Origin of the sequence: Arthrobacter sp. A5, from assembly GCF_051131705.1 — a bacterium.
GTDB lineage: Bacteria > Actinomycetota > Actinomycetes > Actinomycetales > Micrococcaceae > Arthrobacter_M.
The window spans coordinates 580068-597187 of record NZ_CP180316.1 but is presented as its reverse complement, the minus strand read 5'-3'; the positions used below and the strand labels follow the sequence as shown (position 1 = coordinate 597187).

The following is a 17120-nucleotide window of genomic DNA, read 5'->3' as shown; positions in this document are numbered from 1 at the left end:
GTGTATTCCGAGGTGACCGCGTTTTCCGAGGTGACCGCGTTTTCGGAGGTGACCGTGTTTCCTGAACTGCCGGTGCTCTCCTTCATCGTGTTTCTTCCGGTCGTGGTCGGAGCCGCCCTGTTGTTGGTCCCTGAAGCACGACGGCGGCTGGTGGGCTGGATCTGGATCGCGACAGCCGCCGTCGACCTCGGTTTAGTAGGAGCGCTGTGGATCGATTACGCGGCAGGCGGCGGCAGGAGCGGTGGGAGTGCCGGGGTCCAGGCCGGTGCCGGGACGGGCGCGATCGGCTATGAGACGAATTTCGCCTGGATGCCCACCTTGGGGTCGGGATATCACGTGGGCGTGGACGGGCTTTCCCTCCCGCTGGTCGCCCTGACAGCTTTGCTTTTCCTCGTCTGCGCCATCTATTCGGTGCGCCAGGAGCACCGTCCCCGGGCGCATGCCGCGCTGTTCTTGTTCCTGCAGACCGTGTCCCTGGGGCTGTTCGTCTCCCTGGACCTGATCCTGTTCTTCATCTTCTTCGACCTGTCAATCGTCGGCATGTACTTCATTATTGCGGTCTGGGGTCACGGGAGTGCCGTCCGTTCGGCGCTGCAGTTCTTCCTCTACACCTTCATCGGCTCACTGGCCCTGCTGCTGGGTTTCATCGTGCTGTACCTGGCCAGCGATCCGCACACTTTCGACATCGTCGAGCTCATCCGGCAGGATCCACTGAAGAATGATCCGGTGCTGGGTGGCCTGGCACTGCTGGCCATCAGCATCGGACTGGCCGTCAAGACCCCCACCGTGCCATTCCATACTTGGCTGCCGCCGGCGCACACGGACGCCCCGGCGCCGGGCTCGGTGATCCTGGCCGGGGTGCTGCTCAAAATGGGGACTTTCGGCTTCGTCCGGATCGCCATGCCCATCCTGCCCGGTCCGTGGCGCAGCTACGCCATGGGCTTCGTCATCGTCGGTCTGGTCTCCGTGCTCTACGGCGCGCTGGTAGCCATGGCGCAGACCAACTTCAAGCGGATGGTGGCCTATACCTCGGTGAATCACATGGGTTACATCATTTTGGGCCTCGGAGCTGCGGGTCTCGCCGCGGGAAGCAATCCCCACGCCGCCAGCCTTGCCGTCACGGGCGCAGTGACCCAAATGCTCAGCCACGGACTTCTGACCGGGGCACTGTTCCTGCTGGCAGGGGCGCTCTTTGAACGCGGTCACACCTACGAGATGTCCGCCTACGGAGGCCTCGCCGGCGGCGCCCCCCGGTTTGCCGGACTCACCGCCGTCGCCGTCTTCGGCTCCCTGGGCCTGCCCGGCCTCTCCGGGTTCATCGCGGAGTTCCAGATCTTCACGGGCAGCCTGGAAGCCGCACCCGTTCCCACTGCGCTGGCCCTGCTGGGCATCCTGATCACCGCGGCCCTGCTGCTGCGGATGCTGGCGCAGATGTTCCTCGGACCGGTGCGGCAGCCAACGGCGGAGCAGTTGGAGTCTGGCGCGCCGAGTGCTGGATTATTGAGTGCTGGAACGCCGGGTGATCTGCGCCCGCGCGAGCTGCTCTCGGTCGCTCCCCTGCTGGTGCTGGCCATCGTCGTCGGGGTTTTGCCGCGATTCCTGCTGGATCTGATCGAGCCCGCGGCGCACGCGCTGATCGCCCTCGTCGCTGCGGCTGCCCCGTGAATGGAATGCCGGCGGGGGACGCCATCAGTCTCGCAGCCCTGGCGCCAGAGATCATCGTGGCGCTGGCCGCCGTTGTCATCCTGCTACTGGGCAGCTGGCTCCCGAGGCGCCGGCAGCATCTGTCCCGCTGGATCGCGCTGGCGGCCGTTGGAGCGGCACTGATCCTGTCTGTGGCCCGAACATCCCGGCCCGCGGAAGTGACCGCGGCGGCTACTTTCACCATTGACACGTCCCTGAGCACGACCCGCCTAGCGGTACTGGCCGGTACCGCCGTCATCCTGGTGCTGGCCGGCGGACGGTTCGGCGGTCACAAAAGGGAATCGGAGTTTTACGTTCTGCTGCTGCTTGGGGCCCTCGGGACGCTGGTCCTGGCCGGCGCCAGCGACCTGCTGGTGCTGGGAGCCGGCTATCTGCTCGCCAGCATTCCGCTCTACGCCCTGGTGGGATTCGCCAAGGACTCCGCCGGCACCGAGGCCATGCTCAAGTACTACCTGATGGGCGCACTGTTCGGCGTGCTGCTGCTGGTGGGGATCACGGTGCTGTTCGGCGTCGGCGGGAGCACCACCTATGCCGGCCTGACCCGCACCTTGCCCGGTGCACCCGCGGGAGCCGCCGCCGTCGGGCTGCTGGCCGTTGCCGCCGGGCTGCTGTTCAAAGCCGGCGCCGTACCGGCGCATTTCTGGGTACCGGACGCCATCGACGGCACCACGGGGCCGGCCGCCGCGTTCATCTCCACGATTCCCAAGATCGGCGCTCTCGTGGCACTCTTCCGGCTCAGTTCACTGACTGGAGTGCCGACGGCGTGGCCGCTGATACTGGCGTTGCTGGCGGCCCTGACCATGACACTCGGAAACCTGGCCGCGTTTTTTCAGGCCCGCGTGCTGCGCCTGCTCTCCTACTCCACCATCAGCCAGGTCGGATATCTGCTGATGGTGACTGCCGCCGTCGGGCATTCCGAGCTTGCCCTGCCCAGCCTGCTGTTCTACCTGCTCGGCTACACCGTCACCAATCTCGGTGCCTTCGCCGTCGTCTGTGCGTTCACCACGCTACGGACCTTGGACGATTACCGCGGCTTTTTCCGCCGGCACCGATGGCTGGCGCTGAGCCTAATCTTCTGTCTGTTCGGGCTGATCGGCACGCCTCCCACCGCCGTCTTCGTCGGCAAACTCACTGCCTTCACCGCCGCGCTCGACGCGGGATTCGGCTGGCTGGTGGTGCTCGCATTGATCAACTCCGTGGCCAGCGTCTTTTACTATCTGCGCTGGATCTACCGGCTCTTCCAATCGTCGCCTTCGGGGAAGGCCATCGAACGGGTGGACCGAGGCGCGGCCGAACCCGAGGCGGCAGGTGACGCGGAACCGGACGAGGGCGGTCCGGTCGACCCAGACGCTGTTCCCGTCCCGTGGAGTGCCCGGTCCGCGGTTATCCTGAGCATAGTTTCAGTGTGTTTTGGTCTATCCGCGAATCCGGTTCTGGCATTTCTGCTGGTCAGCCCCCTCCCTTAAAATCGGCCTCGCCGGTTTGAACGCGCCGCTCGACCGTCCTGCTCGTTCCCGGTGTCTCAGCCTTCCCTTAGGAACCATGGCGGAGACTCGAAAGGGAGGGTTCGGTACCGCATCATTGCGGCGTGACGAAGCCGGCGGCGAGAACGGTGGTAGCGTCCGAGAGGCTGTCCCGCATAGTTGTGATAGCCGCAGCCGACATGACAGATGTTCCGCGATTTATCGCGATTTAGGGGGAGGACAGACCGTGCTACAGACCATGCACCCGCGCCTTGCTGCCGCGCGGCGCGTCTGGCAGTGGATCGGGGACATGGCCGCGGATGGGATCCGCCACGCCCCGCTGACATTCGCTTTGCTGGTCATGATGTGGGCGGTAGCGCTGGGGACCACAAGCATCGTCCGCGGACCGCACGGTCACCTCGCCGATGCGGTGCTGGCCAATCCTTCCACCACCGGTTCCCATCCCTGGTCTGTGGTGCTGTCTCTACTGTGGGCTCCGGACTTGAGCACCTACCTCTGGACAACTGCAGCGTTGCTCGGGCTGGGAATATTCGCCGAACGGCAGTTGGGCACGGCACACTACGCGGTGGCTATGGTGTCCGGCCACCTCGTCGGAGTCCTCGGCGGCTTCGCCATGGCCGGTGTCGTTGCATTCGCTTTCCCGGACTGGGCCTCCGTCTTGGCCACGGCCGGATTCGGCGGCCCGTCCCTGGCCGTGGTCGGGGCCGCCATGGCATCGACCGCATCCCTGGACACCATGTGGCGGCGGCGCTGGCGGCTGAGCGGATTCATCCTGCTCAGCACCATGGTCCTTTTCAACGGTGCCATGGTCACCATTATGCTGCTCGCCGCAGCAGTAGCCGGTTATCTCGCGGGCAGGCTCCGCTACCGCACCCCGCACGCGCGGGCCGTGCCGTCCGCGTCGATCCGGGAGAGCAGGATCCTAATCGCGCTGATCTGCGCCGCAGCGGCTGCTGGTCCCCCGCTGGCAGCCGTATCCGCCAACGCGAACGGCCCCTTCGCCGTGCTGGGGGAACTTTTCACCGGAGTACAGGACACCGATCCGACGGCCATCCGGGCGATATGCCAAACCGCTGCGACTGCCCGCGAGTGCGCCGTGGCCCAGCTCCAGCTTCGCTCCGGGATTGGATCAGTCATCATGGCATGTGTGCCCTCACTGCTGCTGCTGGTGTTTTGTTACGGGCTCCGGCTGGGCCGCCGGTTTGCCTGGTGGGGTACGCTGCTGCTGCAGCTTGGGCTGATGGGGCTCGCCGTCGTCTCCTTCACCTCCCTGCGCCACGGCCGTGATGTGGGCGAAGCCACGCAGGCCGCCGGGAGCGCGCCCTTTATAGCTGATCTGGTAATCCCGGTCCTGGAGCCGGCCGCCGTCGTCGTCCTCCTGCTGATGACGCGACGGCTGTTTCCCCTCGTCGCGCCCGCAAAGCAGTACCGGGCTTTGGCAGGGAAGGTTGCGCTCACCGCGGCTGGTGCCGCGGCAGTCTATCTCGGAGGCGGGCTGATCGTGGCCGGACAGTTCAGCCCGGCGTCCGATCCTGGGCGGCTGATCAGCGATTTCCCGCAACGGCTGGCCCCCGTCGGAGTGACGCTGCAGCTGTTCCCGGATTTCCTGCCCAACGGACCAGCGGCCGACGTGCTCTACGAATGGACCGGCGTCCTGTTCTGGGCAGTCGCGTCGGCCCAGCTGCTCGCCTCCTTTCGCCTCCGAAGCGACCACGGCGCGCAGACCGGCCGGGAACGTGCCCGCGTCCTGCTGAAAGCGAACGACGGCGGCGCCATCGGCTGGATGGGTTTGTGGCCGGGCAACTCATACTGGTTCTCCGCCGACGGAACCGGGTATGTGCCCTACCGTGTGCTGGCCGGTATCGCCCTGACCACGGGCGACCCGATCAGTGCGGCCCCGGAGCGCCAGCGGATCCTGCGCGAGTTTTCCGAGCATTGCGCGGCGATGGGCTGGACCCCGTGCCTGTACTCCGTCACCTCGGCTCACCGCGATGCCGCGGCGGCTCAATCATGGCAGAGCGTGCAGATCGCCGAGGAAACAGTATTGGATCTGGGTGCGTTGGTATTCACCGGGAAAAAATTTCAGGACATTCGTACCGCCCTGAACAAGGCCGCGCGCGAGGGCGTCCACACCGAATGGATCCGCTACCCGACGGCGCCGCTGGCGATCGTGGACCAGATCAGAAGCATTTCCGAAGAATGGGTCGCAGACAAAAAACTTCCCGAAATGGGGTTCACTCTTGGCGGCCTCGAGGAACTCAACGACGACGAAGTCAGATGCCTGCTCGTCATCGACGGTGACCGGACCGTGCACGCCGTCGCGTCCTGGTTGCCCGCCTACATCAACGGGGCAATCACCGGCTGGACCTTGGACTTCATGCGCCGGCGGTCCACCGGCTTCAAAAACAGCATCGAAGTCCTCATCGCCCAAGCCGCCCTGGACTTCCAAGCCGAGGGCTACACTACAGTGAGCCTTTCCGGTGCACCGCTGGCAAAATCCGTCTCCGCCAGCCAGGACACGGATTCCGGAGTCGTAACCGGTGCAGGCGCCGGACGCGATGCGGCCGACGGGGTCGGCGGGGTCGGCGAGAGACCGCCGCCGGGGTCCCTGGAACGGGTGCTGGACTGGCTGGGCCGCACGCTGGAACCGGTGTACGGATTCCGGTCCCTGTTTGCCTTCAAGTCAAAGTTCCATCCACGCTACGTACCCTTGTATATGTGTTACCCCGATCCGGCCGCCCTGCCGGCGATCGGCCAGGCCATCGCCAAAGCCTACGTCCCGGACGCTTCCCTCGGGGACGTCCTCCACCTGGTATCGCAAAGGACACGTCGATGAGCGATCTGTCAAAGCTCGCCCTGATCAGCGGACCGGTTTGGGCGGTTTTTACGACGTTGGGCGTCGCCGCGCTGCTGTGGCTGCTGCTGGTCGGCAAACGGTACGTACTAATCACCGTGCCCCTCGCCGTGGCCGCGGCGCTGACCGTCACCGCCGCGGTGTGGTTTGTCACCGAACGGGTCTGGAATGTCTGGGGCGCCCCGCAGCCGCTGCAGCTTTACGTCCCCATCGGCCTGTCCCTGCTCGCACTGGCCCTGGCCGCCCCGCGGTTCCTGCGTGGGCGACGGATCCCCGCCCGGCTGGCCACCGCCGTGGCCGTACCCTTGGTCCTGTTGGCCGCAGCAGTGAACGTCAACGCCTACTACGGCAACTACCCCACACTGGGGACGCTGACCGGAACCGGGGTGCAGATCCAGGCCCTGCCCACCACCCCGGCGGCACCAGCGCCAGGACCGGTCGTCACCCCAACCGCGCTGACAACCGAAGCCTCCTGGAACCCGCCGCCGGACATGCCCACCCATGGCACAGTCGCCCAAACGACGATTCCGGGAACCGTGTCAGGGGTCAAACCGGGCGGAGGATTCGTGTGGCTGCCCCCGGCCTATCTCGCCAGCCCGCGCGCCGTCGTGCCCGTACTCGTTCTCCTGCACGGCGTGCCCGGCGGTTCCATGGACTGGATTGCCGGTGGACAGCTGCCGGAGCTGATGGACGCCTACGCCGCCGCGCACAAGGGTCTGGCCCCGATTATTGTCATGCCCGACGCCAACCAGGGCAGCGTAGCCGAGCCCACGCTGTGCATGGACACCAGCCATGGCAAAGCCGCGACGTACCTCGCCGCCGATGTGCCCGGCTGGATTAAAAGCACCCTCGACGCCGGCCACGGATCGGCCCGGAACTGGGCCGTCGCCGGCTTCTCCTACGGCGGGACCTGCGCCCTGCAACTCGCCGTGAACTTCCCGGCCGTCTTTCCCACCTTCATCGACATCTCCGGTGAGAACGCGCCCACCATCCCCGCCGGACAGCAGGCCCTGATCAACGGCTACTTCAACGGCGACGCCGCCGCATTTGCCCGGCAAAATCCGTTGGACGTGCTCAAAACGGGCAACTTCCCCGACACCGCCGGCCTCATCACCGTCGGCGCCGCGGACAGCTTCTACAAGCCCCAAGGCGAGCAGGTCTATGCCGCGGCGAAGGCAACGGGTATGAATGTCACGCTCCAAACCGTGCCCGGTTCCCATACCTGGCAGGCCTGGCGCGCCGGACTAGCGAATAACCTCGACTGGCTCATGCAACGCTACGGCGTTGTTCCTTAGGCCAAGTCGGGAGAGACCAGCGGGCGACGGCGGCAAAGCCGTCCGCTGATAGCCATGCGTTTTGCGCTCGGCTAAGCCGGCCAGGTGCCGCTGACCTCGGTTGCCGGCGTGAGCGTGAGCGCTAGGCCACCCGGCGCCAAGGCTCTCTCAGCCTCCGCTTAGGGCACGCCGGATAGCGTGAAGCCCATGGAACGATCCATATCCGCGCGCGCAGCGACTCAAGGCTCAGCCCCGGAGTCCGGTCGATTGGATCGCGTCGACGGGCTCACCGGTGCCGACGAAAAAGACGATTATGACCTCATTGACGACTACCTCGATCAACGCGACAAAACATGGCGCAGGAATTTTTGGCCCAGCGCTCGGCATCCGAAGCGCCCCGGCCCGCATTCGGCTATAAGTCGTCCAGCCGCAGCAGCACCAAAGCATGACGACTTCGAGGCTGCCCTCCACAGAGGTAGCGTGCGTAGGCCCGCCATGGCGACAGTCTGCGTAGCCGTTGCCGCCATCGTCGGATCCCATTGCGGGACGCAAGGCCCAGCCCGATAGTGCCCCTCCGATAAGCACCCGGCGCCTGTTGTCTTTTCCTCGTTGCTCATTTGGTAGTTCCATCCGCCGATGTAACGGTGTCCGCAATCGGTTCAGTGTCCGGACTGTCGAGCTGGGCTGTTGAGCGGTCCCTTCGACGTAAAAGCAGGAAGCCGGCGAGACCGGCCAGCAGGAGTAAACCGGAAACCCAGGTATTGACGCGCAGCCCAAGGATGGTGTTGGCGTAGTCGGAACGGAGTAATTCGAAGATGAACCCTCCGGATGTGTAGAAGACCACATAAAGAGCAAATACTGATCCCGCGCCAAGCCGGTATCTCCTATCCAGAAACATCAGCAACGAAGCAGCCGCAAGACACCAAAGGGACTCATAGAGGAACGTTGGCTGGAAGTAGCCAAGCACCACGGGAGCCCCGGCCGCGTCCGTGGCCGCCCGGCCGGTGGAAAAATCCATCTGATGGATCTGCAATTTCCAGGGCAGCGCCGTCGGGTCGCCATAGAGTTCGTTGTTGAACCAGTTGCCCCACCTGCCCAGCCCTTGGGCGATCAGCAAGCCAGGGGCGGCCGAGTCAATCAGTGCAGTAAAGGGCACGTTATGCCGGCGGCAGCCAAGGTACGCTCCGAGCAGTCCCAGGGCCACGGCTCCCCAGATACCCAGGCCGCCCTGCGAGGATGCACAGCGCATAGAACCGAATCGTCAGGGGGCCGAGCTGGAAGGCATCGATGGTGGGTGAGGGGAAAACAGCTCAGAAGCTGCCGCTGGGTTCATGGTCGGCCTGTCTTAGGTGGTGTAGGAGAAGACGCCCATCATGCCGCGTACGGCATGGAAGGCATTGTGGCAGTGGGTGAGCCATTGGCCCGGGTTGTCCGCGTCGAACTGGACGGTAACGGTCTGCTTGGGCCTGACGATGACGGTGTCCTTGCGTGCACCGTCATCGCCCACCTGGAATGTATGGCCGTGGAGGTGCATGGGATGCCACATCATCGTGTCGTTGATGAACTTCACCTGGACGCGCTCTCCGATTTTCAGGTCGAAGGTGCTCTCGAACGGCTTAGCCATATCGAAGCGTTTCCCGTTGATTCCCCAGTCGTATTTGCCCATCCCGCCGGTCAGATGCAGCTCGTGGACCCGGTCCGGTGTTTTTGTCGGCAGGGTCACGGATGGGTCGGCCTTGAGCTGACCACCGTCGACGACGACGCCGTCAAGTTGAGCGGGCAAGTCCGCTGCCGCGGGCGGCGTCCCGATGCCGGTGGCAACGAGTCCGTATGTCAGCTGGCCCTTGCCCTCGGCCAGAGCCAGGACAGGAGTGATTCCGTCCCGGACTGTCAGGAGTGCGTCGATCCGCTCCCCCATGCCCAGCACGACGGCGTCCACGTCCCGGTGCGCGACGGGGAACCCGTCGGCATGCGTGAGTGTGAGTTTCTGCCCGGGGATACCAACGCGGTAGGCGGTGTCCCCGGCGGCGTTGATGATGCGCAGCCGGATGACCTCTCCGGGCTTGGCTGTCAGCGTTTCGGGCTGGGAAGGCGGCCTGCCGTTGAAGAGGTGGAAGGGAAACTTCACGTCTCCGGCATCCCCTCCCAAGAAGTCGCTGCGGGCCCCCATCAGCATGTGTCCCATATCCATCCCGCCCTGCCCCATGCCCCCGGTCATCCCGGATGTGCTCGTCCCCCCGGACATCCCGGACATCCCGGCCATACTCATGCCCTTGGACAGCTCCTGCAGCACCTCATCGGGCGTGCCTGTGACGCCGTCGAGCCAGTCATCAAGCACAATGACCCAGTCCCTGCTGTACTGCAGCGGCTCCTTGGGGTCTTCGATGATCAGGGCGCCGTAGAGCGCCCGGGCCCGCTGCATTTCCACGTGCGAGTGGTACCAGTAGGTCCCCGGATGGGGCAGCCTGAAGTTATAGGTGAAGTCGGCACCGGGGGCGACGGGTTGCTGCGTGACGTTCTGGACGCCGTCGTCGTTGTTCCGCAGAGCCACGCCGTGCCAGTGCACCGTCGTGCCGTCCGTGAGCCCGTTGGCGACTTTTGCTTCCAGCAGGTCTCCGACGGTCGCACGGATCAGTGGTGCCACTAGGGCTCCGTTGTAGCCCCAGGTCGTGATCTCTTTGCCGTCCAGACTGGTACTGAGCGCCGCCGGTGTCAGCTGTGCACTCACGGTCTTACCCGTGGATGTGCGGCGCGACTCGTACTCGGCGATCAACGGATTGTCGGGCATGATCCGGTGTGCGTCCGCGCCGGTTGTCTGGGTGGGAGCTGTATTGCCCGTGCACGCGGCGAGCGCTGCAGCCGCGGTGGCTGCGACGGAGAGTCCAATGAAGCTGCGGCGGTTGACCTGAGTGGTCATGATAACCATTCCTTACTAATGATGATGATTGGGGAATTTCAGACCGGGGTGACGAAGGTCCCCGAGAGGCCCTGCAATTGGTAGATCCACTGCATCCAGAGGCCGCTCACCATGAGCAGGCCGAGGGCAATGAGCATAGATGCGCCGGCGATATTAACTGCGCGAATGTGCCTGCGGACGTAGCCGAGGATCCGCGTGACCCAGCCGAGCCCCATCGCGACGAGGGCGAACGGAATGCCCAGCCCCAGGCAATAAACGAAGGCCAGCAACGCACCGCGCCAAGCGTTCCCGGAGGTCACGCTGAGAGTCAGGACAGCGCTGAGGGTAGGACCCATGCACGGTGTCCAGCCAAGGCCGAAAACAATGCCGAGAAGCGGTGCCCCCGCCAAGCCGGTGCGGCGAGTGAGTGCGAGTTTACGGGTCTGCTGGAACCAGGAAAATTTACCCATCAGCACCAAGCCCATGACGATCACGACGACGCCGAGGACCCGGATGAGCGGGTCCTGCCACCGGGTGAGCCACGACCCGACCGTCCCGAAGGCCGCACCGTAGAGCGTGAAGACCGCTCCAAAACCCAGAACGAACAGGGCGACTCCGGCGAGGACACGGCGTCTGTTCTTTGGTTGGCTTGGATCGGTGAGCCCGGAAACATATCCCAGATAGCCCGGAACGAGAGGCAAAATGCATGGGGACATGAATGACACAATGCCTGCGATCATTGCCAGCGGCATGGCGATCTGTAGTGCTCCGGAGCTGACCGAGTTGGCGAAGAACTCTCCGATATTCATCGAGCTAGCTGGAATCCGCTGGGCTGAAAGTCGTTCCGCCATCCTTAGAGACCTGAACACCGGTACTCGTGGCGGCCCAGATCCGCGGCTTCCCCGTTTCTCCCTCAACTGCTGTGACCGCCTGCACCTGGCCGCTGATTTGGCCGGTTTGGACCCAGCTCAGACCGGCGTCGGCGGAAGCGTACACCGTGCCGTCCGGCGCGACCCCCACGGCCTCCGTCGTTGCTTTGTCCTTAGCAGTTGCAAAGGCCGCGTACTGCATAATCGGAGCCCCGGGATTCGGCTGCCACGTTTTTCCGCCGTCGGTGGAACGTTGTAGGCCCTGTTCCGTGGTGGCCAGGACAACGGTGCTGGCGGGGCTGCCGGCCAGCGCTGCGGGAGCGAAGGACGACGGCGACGGAGTCCAGTTGACGCCGTCGGCGCTGGTCTGCAGGGTCCCGTCGAAGGCCACCAGGCCTGACTTGGTGGAAGTCAGGGCGTGGAAGTCCGATTGACCCTGCCGGGAGACGGGATTCCAGGTTTTACCCGAGTCTTCGGATTTGATGAGTCCGACGGGGTCCGGCAAAGCCGATCCCGCGCCCGGGTGGCCCGAGGCATAGAATACGGCGGGATCCGCCGTAGCCGTGAACCCCATCAGGTCAATGGTGTCGCTGATCTTGACCGGCTGTTTTTTGCTCGCGTCATACAGCCCATCGTGGGTGGCCAGCAAGACTTCCGACGAAGCCGGGCCCACGGCGATGGCGTGAATATGGGCAGCGGGACTTTGGGAAGTTGGCGCCGGATCAGCTGCCGTTGATCCGGCAGAGCAACCCGCAAGCAGCAGGGCGGCGGTGGCCAGCACCGCGGGGGCAGCCAATCGCTGGTCGCGGGGAAGGAAGGTAGGTGTGTTCACAGCGGGCTCCAAGGAAGGAAAGAAGGTGTCCCAGTGGCGACCCGGATCCCCGGGCGCCACTGGCCGTGACGGCGTGCCCTGACTCAGAGGGTCGTCAGCAGATCCTGCATTTCCTTGATCTCGGATTCCTGGGTGGAGACGATGGACTTCGCCAGCGCAACTGCGTCAGCGTTCTTGCCGTCGATCACCTCGGTCTTAGCCATCTCCACTGCCCCTTCGTGATGGGTGACCATCTGCGAAAGGTACAGCTTCGCGGCCTCCGCGCCCTGCGCCGCGTCGAGCTTTTTCATCTCTTCATCGCTCATCGTGCCGGTCATTCCCGACGTGCCGGACATTCCCGACATGGCCGCCGGTTCCTTCCAGGCAGCAAGCCACCCCGTCATCTTTTCGATCTCCGGGGCTTGCGCCGCCTTGATTTTGGTTGCCAAGGCACTGACCCGCGGGTCGATGCCCTGCTTGGCCAGCAGCAAATTGCTCATGTCCACGGCCTGCAAGTGGTGCGGAGTCATCATCTGGGCGAAGGTGGTGTCGGCAGAGTTGCGCTCGGCGCCGGCCATCATCGCGGACGCCCCCGCGCTCGTGCTGGTAGAGCCCGGAGAGCTGCCGCCGTGATCCATGCCCGGCATGCTGCCGCCGTCGGTGCCGGCAGAGCAGCCGGCAAGGGCGATGGCCGCGGCAACGGCCGTGGACGAAATGGCCAGAAACTTCTTCATTGGTAGAGTCCTTCACTAAAAACTAGAGTCTCACTCGATAGCCGGCGCACGGTATCAGTGCGCGTCGATGAAGGCCGTCCGCATAGCGGCGGCCAAGTCATCGGTTTACGTTCGGCTAACGGAGAGCTGGCTTAGTGAAGGTCCATCGGGGATCCGCTCGACCGCGGTAAATACTGGCGTTCGCCCAAACGCAAAATCGCCATACAGGTGGGTAACCGTCTGCGGCGCCGGGACAATCATGCCCGCCGGACCGAAGGTGGGCATGCAGGCATCCATGGCCATCGACCCGGGGCAGCCAGCTGAACAGCTACAGATGACAGGAACTTGTTCAACCGGCGCGTGCGGACCGGAAACCGAAATTTCCGACGAAGCCACCCCTATAGGAGTCGAAGGGGTTGGTGCCGAAAAGGATACCGGTGAAAGGGCGGACGTAACGGCATTAGCCGTCGCTGCCGAGGTTGTCATGGCTGCTGGAGCCATTGACATAGCAGGCGTTCCGCTGATCACGTGCATGCCCAGGATTCCCCCGGTTATACCGAGCACGACGATGAGCAAGCGTCCCCAGCGCAGGATGGATCGGATGCCGGGCAGTGAGACTGTGCTGCTCATGAATCCTTCCTTATTCGCTGGGTTGCCAGCCATCTTACCGGTCACGCTTGCGCCCTGAAGAACCCAAGGCAATGGGCTTAAGCGAAGGCGGTATGCACAGCTGGCAATTGACGCTAATACAATACCCCGGTAGGGTATGCTGGTCAAGGCTCGGCCGGCAGCGGCGCATTTCTGTGCAAGAATCTACGTATGGATGCAGATAAGAGGATATGCGGCCGGGAACCGGACAGCCAATACGTCGAACTGGCGGTCGAAGTGTTCGCAATGCTCGCCGACGCCACGCGGGTACGGATAGTTCTGGCGCTGCGGGACGGTGAAATGCCCGTCAACCAGTTGGCCGAGATGGTTGGAAAATCTCCGGCAGCCGTGTCCCAGCACCTGGCGAAAATGCGCCTTGGACGCCTTGTTACCACCCGACAGGACGGCACGAGGGTGTTCTACCGCCTGGAGAACGAGCATGCTCGCAAGCTTGTCACCGACGCCATCTTCCAAGCGGAGCACTCCCTCGGGGGAACCCCCCGCCACCATCACGTCGAAAGCATGGACGCGTCATGAGCAACCACCACACCGACCACGACCATACGCATCCTGACCAGCACGAGCACAGCCACGAAGACTCCCACGGCCACGGCCACGGCCACGGCCACGAAAATGGTCATGACCATGGTCATCCCCATGGGCACCCCGCTGGAATCAAAGGGTTTTTTTACGGATTGTTCGTTCCGCACAGCCACGACGCCGCGGATTCCATCGATGATGCACTGGAGGCCAGCGAACAGGGCGTCCGAGCGGTGAAGATTAGTTTGTTCATGCTACTCGGCACCACCATCCTGCAATTCCTAGTGGTCCTGATCAGCGGCTCCGTAGCGCTGCTGGCGGATACCATCCACAATTTCTCCGACGCCCTGACGGCGGTCCCTCTCTGGATTGCGTTCATCCTTGCCCGCCGGGCAGCGACCCGGCGCTACACCTACGGCTTCGGTCGAGCCGAGGATCTGGCGGGATTGTTCATCGTGGCCGTCGTCGCACTGTCGGCCATTATTGCAGGCTGGCAGTCCATCGACCGACTGATCCATCCTCAAGTCTTGAATAACCTGGGGTGGGTTGCCGCTGCAGGGCTGGTTGGTTTCGCTGGGAACGAGGCCGTTGCCATCTACCGGATCAAGATCGGTCAGAAGATCGGTTCGGCAGCCTTGGTCGCGGACGGCGTGCACGCCCGAATCGACGGCTTCACCTCGCTGGCCGTCGTCGCGGGCGTCATCGGCGTATGGTTGGGCTTCCCCCTCGCCGACCCCATCGTCGGCTTGCTGATTGCCGCGGCGATCATCGTTTTGCTCTGGGGTACGGTGCGGAGCATCGGCCGACGGCTGATGGATGGAATCGAACCGGAGTTACTTGACCGCGCGGAGTCGGCTCTGACCGGCACCGCCGGCGTGCACTCCGTCCAGGCACTGCAGCTGCGCTGGATCGGACACCGGCTCCAGGGCAACGCCAGCCTGGAGGTCAGTGACATGCCAGTGACAGCGGCCGAAGAAATCATCCGTGAAGCCGAACACCGGCTGGGACACGCCCTGCCTAATCTGGACCTGATGTCCGTCCGAGCCGTTACGAAACCAACTGAACAGAACGCTGGTGAACAAAACCAGCCTGAACCACGCCACGGCGAGCTCGCGGCACACCACGATCGTCCGCACAGGTGAATCTATTCCACTCGCTGTCCGACCTGCGCGGGTGACCGGCCCCGACGTGCTGGCCCGGATTCCCGGCAACGGAACCTTCACTGTAACCGGTGAAGCGACGGCCATGATTGGTGCATTCGGCGGCCGACTGTACTGCTATAAACGGACGTCTAACAAACCATCAGCCGTGCTTAACGCTCTTTCACGACCGCAAGGACCTCACAGAACGGACTGTCCCAGATTTCCTGGTTGAAATCGCTGACTTGATAGGAGGCAATCCGGCCCTGTGCACCGGCGCGCACGATCTGCTCCCGCAGATACGGGTCCCACCAGAGGTGAAAGGTGTCGACGACGACGCCGACGGCGGCGGCCGGGTGCGCTGCGGCGAGGTCAAGTGCCTGCGCGAGTGTGGAGGCGACCGCGCGATCTGCCGCGTACGTCGGATGTAGCGGCTCAAGTACCAGGCGCACGCCGTGCTCCAGCCCGATGGCGGGTACATGGCCGCCTTCCCCGTGGCCGCTCTCGCTGTATCCGCAACCGGAGCGTCGCCGTCGCAGGCTTTGACGACATGGCAACCCTCCGGGACTTCTCCCCGGATTCCGAGCCTCCGCTGACCGCTGACGCCGGACGGCATGCCGATGGCGCGGCGCTCTACGGAATGCAACAGTCCCCTCGACGCCGCCTGGCACCCCGTTACCTTTTAGTAGCCCCTAATTGAGTAAGAATTGGGTTGCTGGCCTGTTGGTTCCCGGCATGATTTATGCCCCCAGTCTTCAATGATCCGGGGGGTGATGTCACCGGGATCCGATAGGTGTCAGGGGATCGCTAATAGGGACCGGACCAGCGGCAGTTTTTATCGTGGCAGGTCAGCCGTAACGTGGATGCCGACTCTTGTCACCGCAGGACAGACCAGCGCTGTTTTACAGGTCTCGGATGCAGGAGGTTTTGAGGTTGATTAAGGATTACGAGAGTATCGATGTCTTCATCGGAGTCGATGTCGGCAAGAGCAATCACCACGCGGTGGCGCTGGATAAATCCGGGAAGAAGCTGCTCGATAAGGCTTTGCCTCAGGACGAAGCGAAGCTGCGGGCGATCATCGACACACTGGCCAAAAACGGCACGCTACTGCTGGTCGTGGACCAGCCCGCCACCATTGGTGCGCTGCCGGTGGCGACGGCCCGGGCCGCCGGAATCCTGGTCGGTTACCTGCCCGGGTTGGCGATGCGCCGGATCGCGGACCTACACCCCGGCGAGGCTAAAACCGATGCCCGGGACGCGTACATCATCGCCGAGGCAGCCCGGACCATGCCGCACACCCTGCGCTCCATCGTCGTAGCCGACGAGCAGGCTGCGGAGCTGTCGATGCTGTGCGGCTTCGACGACGACCTGGCCCAGCAGGCCACCGCTACATCAAACCGTATCCGCGGGCTTCTGACCCAGATCCACCCGGCCCTCGAACGGGTAATCGGCGCACACCTGGACCACCCGGCAATGGCGGAGATGCTGGTGAAATATCCGACCCCCACCGCACTGAAGACCGCCGGCCAGGCACGGGTGGCCACGTACCTGGCCAAGTTCGCCCCGCGGGCAGGCAAACACTGGGCAGCCGATATCTTTACCGCCCTCGGCGAGCAAACCGTGGTCGTCGCCGGCACCGCCGGAGCCGACATCGTGCTGCCCCAACTGGCAGGCATGCTCGCCGGGCTGCGTAAAGCCCGTGGCGAAGTCCATACCCGGGTCGAGGCGCTAGTGGAGGCCCACCCTCTTCACCTCGTCCTGAGCTCGATACCGGCGGTCGGGATCAGGACCGAAGCCAGGATCCTCACCGAAGTCGTCGGTAAACACTTCGCCACCGCCGGGCATCTGGCCTCCTATTCCGGACTGGCGCCGGTGACCTGGCGATCAGGGACGTCCATCCGGGGAGACCACCCCTCCAGGAAGGGCAACAAGATCCTCAAGCGCGCTCTCTTCCTGTCCGCGTTCGCCGCCCTCAAGGACCCCACCTCACGGGACTACTACGACCGAAAACGCGCCCAAGGGAAACGCCACAACCAGGCCCTGATCGCCCTGGCCCGGCGCCGCTGCGACATGCTCTTCGCCATGCTCAGAGACATGAGCATCTACGAAGAAAAAATCCCGAAAGCGGCTTGACAAAAACATAGGGACACCCCCCGGATGCCCCGCCCCCCCCCCCCCCCCCCCCCCG

At 64.2% G+C, this 17120-nt stretch carries 13 protein-coding genes and 1 pseudogene; 7 read left to right on the top strand and 7 right to left on the bottom strand.

Annotation, left to right across the window (positions count from 1 at the left end; translation table 11 throughout):
- From ACLLJI_RS02870 to ACLLJI_RS02855, 4 genes are all read left to right on the top strand, one after another.
- Complete coding sequence (locus ACLLJI_RS02870; RefSeq protein WP_434617693.1) at positions 1 to 1665, top strand: complex I subunit 4 family protein; 1665 nt, start codon at positions 1 to 3, stop codon at positions 1663 to 1665.
- A 5-nt stretch (positions 1666 to 1670) separates the two neighbouring features.
- Complete coding sequence (locus ACLLJI_RS02865) at positions 1671 to 3170, top strand: NADH-quinone oxidoreductase subunit N (protein ID WP_434621122.1); 1500 nt, start codon at positions 1671 to 1673, stop codon at positions 3168 to 3170.
- Positions 3171 to 3426: 256 nt separating this feature from the next.
- Complete coding sequence (locus ACLLJI_RS02860) at positions 3427 to 6024, top strand: bifunctional lysylphosphatidylglycerol flippase/synthetase MprF (RefSeq protein ID WP_434617690.1); 2598 nt, start codon at positions 3427 to 3429, stop codon at positions 6022 to 6024.
- Complete coding sequence (locus ACLLJI_RS02855) at positions 6021 to 7337, top strand: alpha/beta hydrolase (RefSeq protein WP_434617687.1); 1317 nt, start codon at positions 6021 to 6023, stop codon at positions 7335 to 7337. The genes ACLLJI_RS02860 and ACLLJI_RS02855 overlap by 4 nt, the downstream gene beginning before the upstream one ends.
- 592 nt (positions 7338 to 7929) lie before the next feature.
- Here the strand turns inward: ACLLJI_RS02855 and ACLLJI_RS02850 are convergent.
- The 5 genes from ACLLJI_RS02850 to ACLLJI_RS02830 all read right to left on the bottom strand — a co-directional run bounded on the left by ACLLJI_RS02850 (position 7930) and on the right by ACLLJI_RS02830 (position 12626).
- A complete protein-coding gene (locus ACLLJI_RS02850) occupies positions 7930 to 8565 on the bottom strand; it encodes a prolipoprotein diacylglyceryl transferase family protein (protein ID WP_434617684.1) in 636 nt (211 codons plus the stop codon).
- Positions 8566 to 8661: 96 nt separating this feature from the next.
- Positions 8662 to 10233 carry a multicopper oxidase family protein gene (locus tag ACLLJI_RS02845; RefSeq protein ID WP_434617682.1) on the bottom strand — a complete coding sequence of 524 codons (1572 nt, stop codon included), beginning with the start codon at positions 10231 to 10233 and terminating at the stop codon, positions 8662 to 8664.
- Positions 10234 to 10271: 38 nt separating this feature from the next.
- Entirely contained in the window at positions 10272 to 11021 is a 750-nt protein-coding gene (locus ACLLJI_RS02840) for a cytochrome c biogenesis CcdA family protein (protein ID WP_434617679.1), read from the bottom strand.
- 4 nt (positions 11022 to 11025) lie between these two features.
- On the bottom strand, positions 11026 to 11913 hold the full coding sequence (locus ACLLJI_RS02835) for a F510_1955 family glycosylhydrolase (RefSeq protein ID WP_434617676.1): 888 nt from the start codon (positions 11911 to 11913) through the stop codon (positions 11026 to 11028).
- An 83-nt stretch (positions 11914 to 11996) separates the two neighbouring features.
- Entirely contained in the window at positions 11997 to 12626 is a 630-nt protein-coding gene (locus tag ACLLJI_RS02830) for a DUF305 domain-containing protein (protein ID WP_434617673.1), read from the bottom strand.
- Positions 12627 to 13424: 798 nt separating this feature from the next.
- Here ACLLJI_RS02830 and ACLLJI_RS02825 point away from each other — a divergent pair.
- Positions 13425 to 13790, top strand: a complete 366-nt coding sequence (locus tag ACLLJI_RS02825; protein WP_283558419.1) for an ArsR/SmtB family transcription factor — start codon at positions 13425 to 13427, stop codon at positions 13788 to 13790.
- Here ACLLJI_RS02825 and ACLLJI_RS02820 read toward each other — a convergent pair.
- A complete protein-coding gene (locus tag ACLLJI_RS02820) occupies positions 13763 to 13969 on the bottom strand; it encodes a hypothetical protein (RefSeq protein ID WP_434617669.1) in 207 nt (68 codons plus the stop codon). The two genes, ACLLJI_RS02825 and ACLLJI_RS02820, sit on opposite strands and share 28 nt — an antisense overlap.
- On the opposite strand from ACLLJI_RS02820, the gene ACLLJI_RS02815 reads away from it, so the two are divergent.
- On the top strand, positions 13949 to 14935 hold the full coding sequence (locus ACLLJI_RS02815; protein ID WP_434617666.1) for a cation diffusion facilitator family transporter: 987 nt from the start codon (positions 13949 to 13951) through the stop codon (positions 14933 to 14935). The two genes, ACLLJI_RS02820 and ACLLJI_RS02815, sit on opposite strands and share 21 nt — an antisense overlap.
- Positions 14936 to 15141: 206 nt before the next feature.
- Here the strand turns inward: ACLLJI_RS02815 and ACLLJI_RS02810 are convergent.
- A pseudogene (locus tag ACLLJI_RS02810) lies at positions 15142 to 15393 on the bottom strand (TIM barrel protein); the annotation flags it as partial.
- 454 nt (positions 15394 to 15847) lie between these two features.
- Here ACLLJI_RS02810 and ACLLJI_RS02805 point away from each other — a divergent pair.
- Positions 15848 to 17065 carry an IS110 family transposase gene (locus ACLLJI_RS02805; RefSeq protein WP_434617663.1) on the top strand — a complete coding sequence of 406 codons (1218 nt, stop codon included), beginning with the start codon at positions 15848 to 15850 and terminating at the stop codon, positions 17063 to 17065.
- Positions 17066 to 17120: the final 55 nt, after the last annotated feature.

Coding starts and splice junctions, on each gene's coding strand:
- ACLLJI_RS02865 (WP_434621122.1), top strand. CDS start 1,671: ATGCCGGCGGGGGACGCCATCAGTCTCGCAGCCCTGGCGCCAGAGATC.
- ACLLJI_RS02860 (WP_434617690.1), top strand. CDS start 3,427: ATGCACCCGCGCCTTGCTGCCGCGCGGCGCGTCTGGCAGTGGATCGGG.
- ACLLJI_RS02855 (WP_434617687.1), top strand. CDS start 6,021: ATGAGCGATCTGTCAAAGCTCGCCCTGATCAGCGGACCGGTTTGGGCG.
- ACLLJI_RS02850 (WP_434617684.1), bottom strand. CDS start 8,565: ATGCGCTGTGCATCCTCGCAGGGCGGCCTGGGTATCTGGGGAGCCGTG.
- ACLLJI_RS02845 (WP_434617682.1), bottom strand. CDS start 10,233: ATGACCACTCAGGTCAACCGCCGCAGCTTCATTGGACTCTCCGTCGCA.
- ACLLJI_RS02840 (WP_434617679.1), bottom strand. CDS start 11,021: ATGAATATCGGAGAGTTCTTCGCCAACTCGGTCAGCTCCGGAGCACTA.
- ACLLJI_RS02830 (WP_434617673.1), bottom strand. CDS start 12,626: ATGAAGAAGTTTCTGGCCATTTCGTCCACGGCCGTTGCCGCGGCCATC.
- ACLLJI_RS02825 (WP_283558419.1), top strand. CDS start 13,425: ATGGATGCAGATAAGAGGATATGCGGCCGGGAACCGGACAGCCAATAC.
- ACLLJI_RS02805 (WP_434617663.1), top strand. CDS start 15,848: ATGCAGGAGGTTTTGAGGTTGATTAAGGATTACGAGAGTATCGATGTC.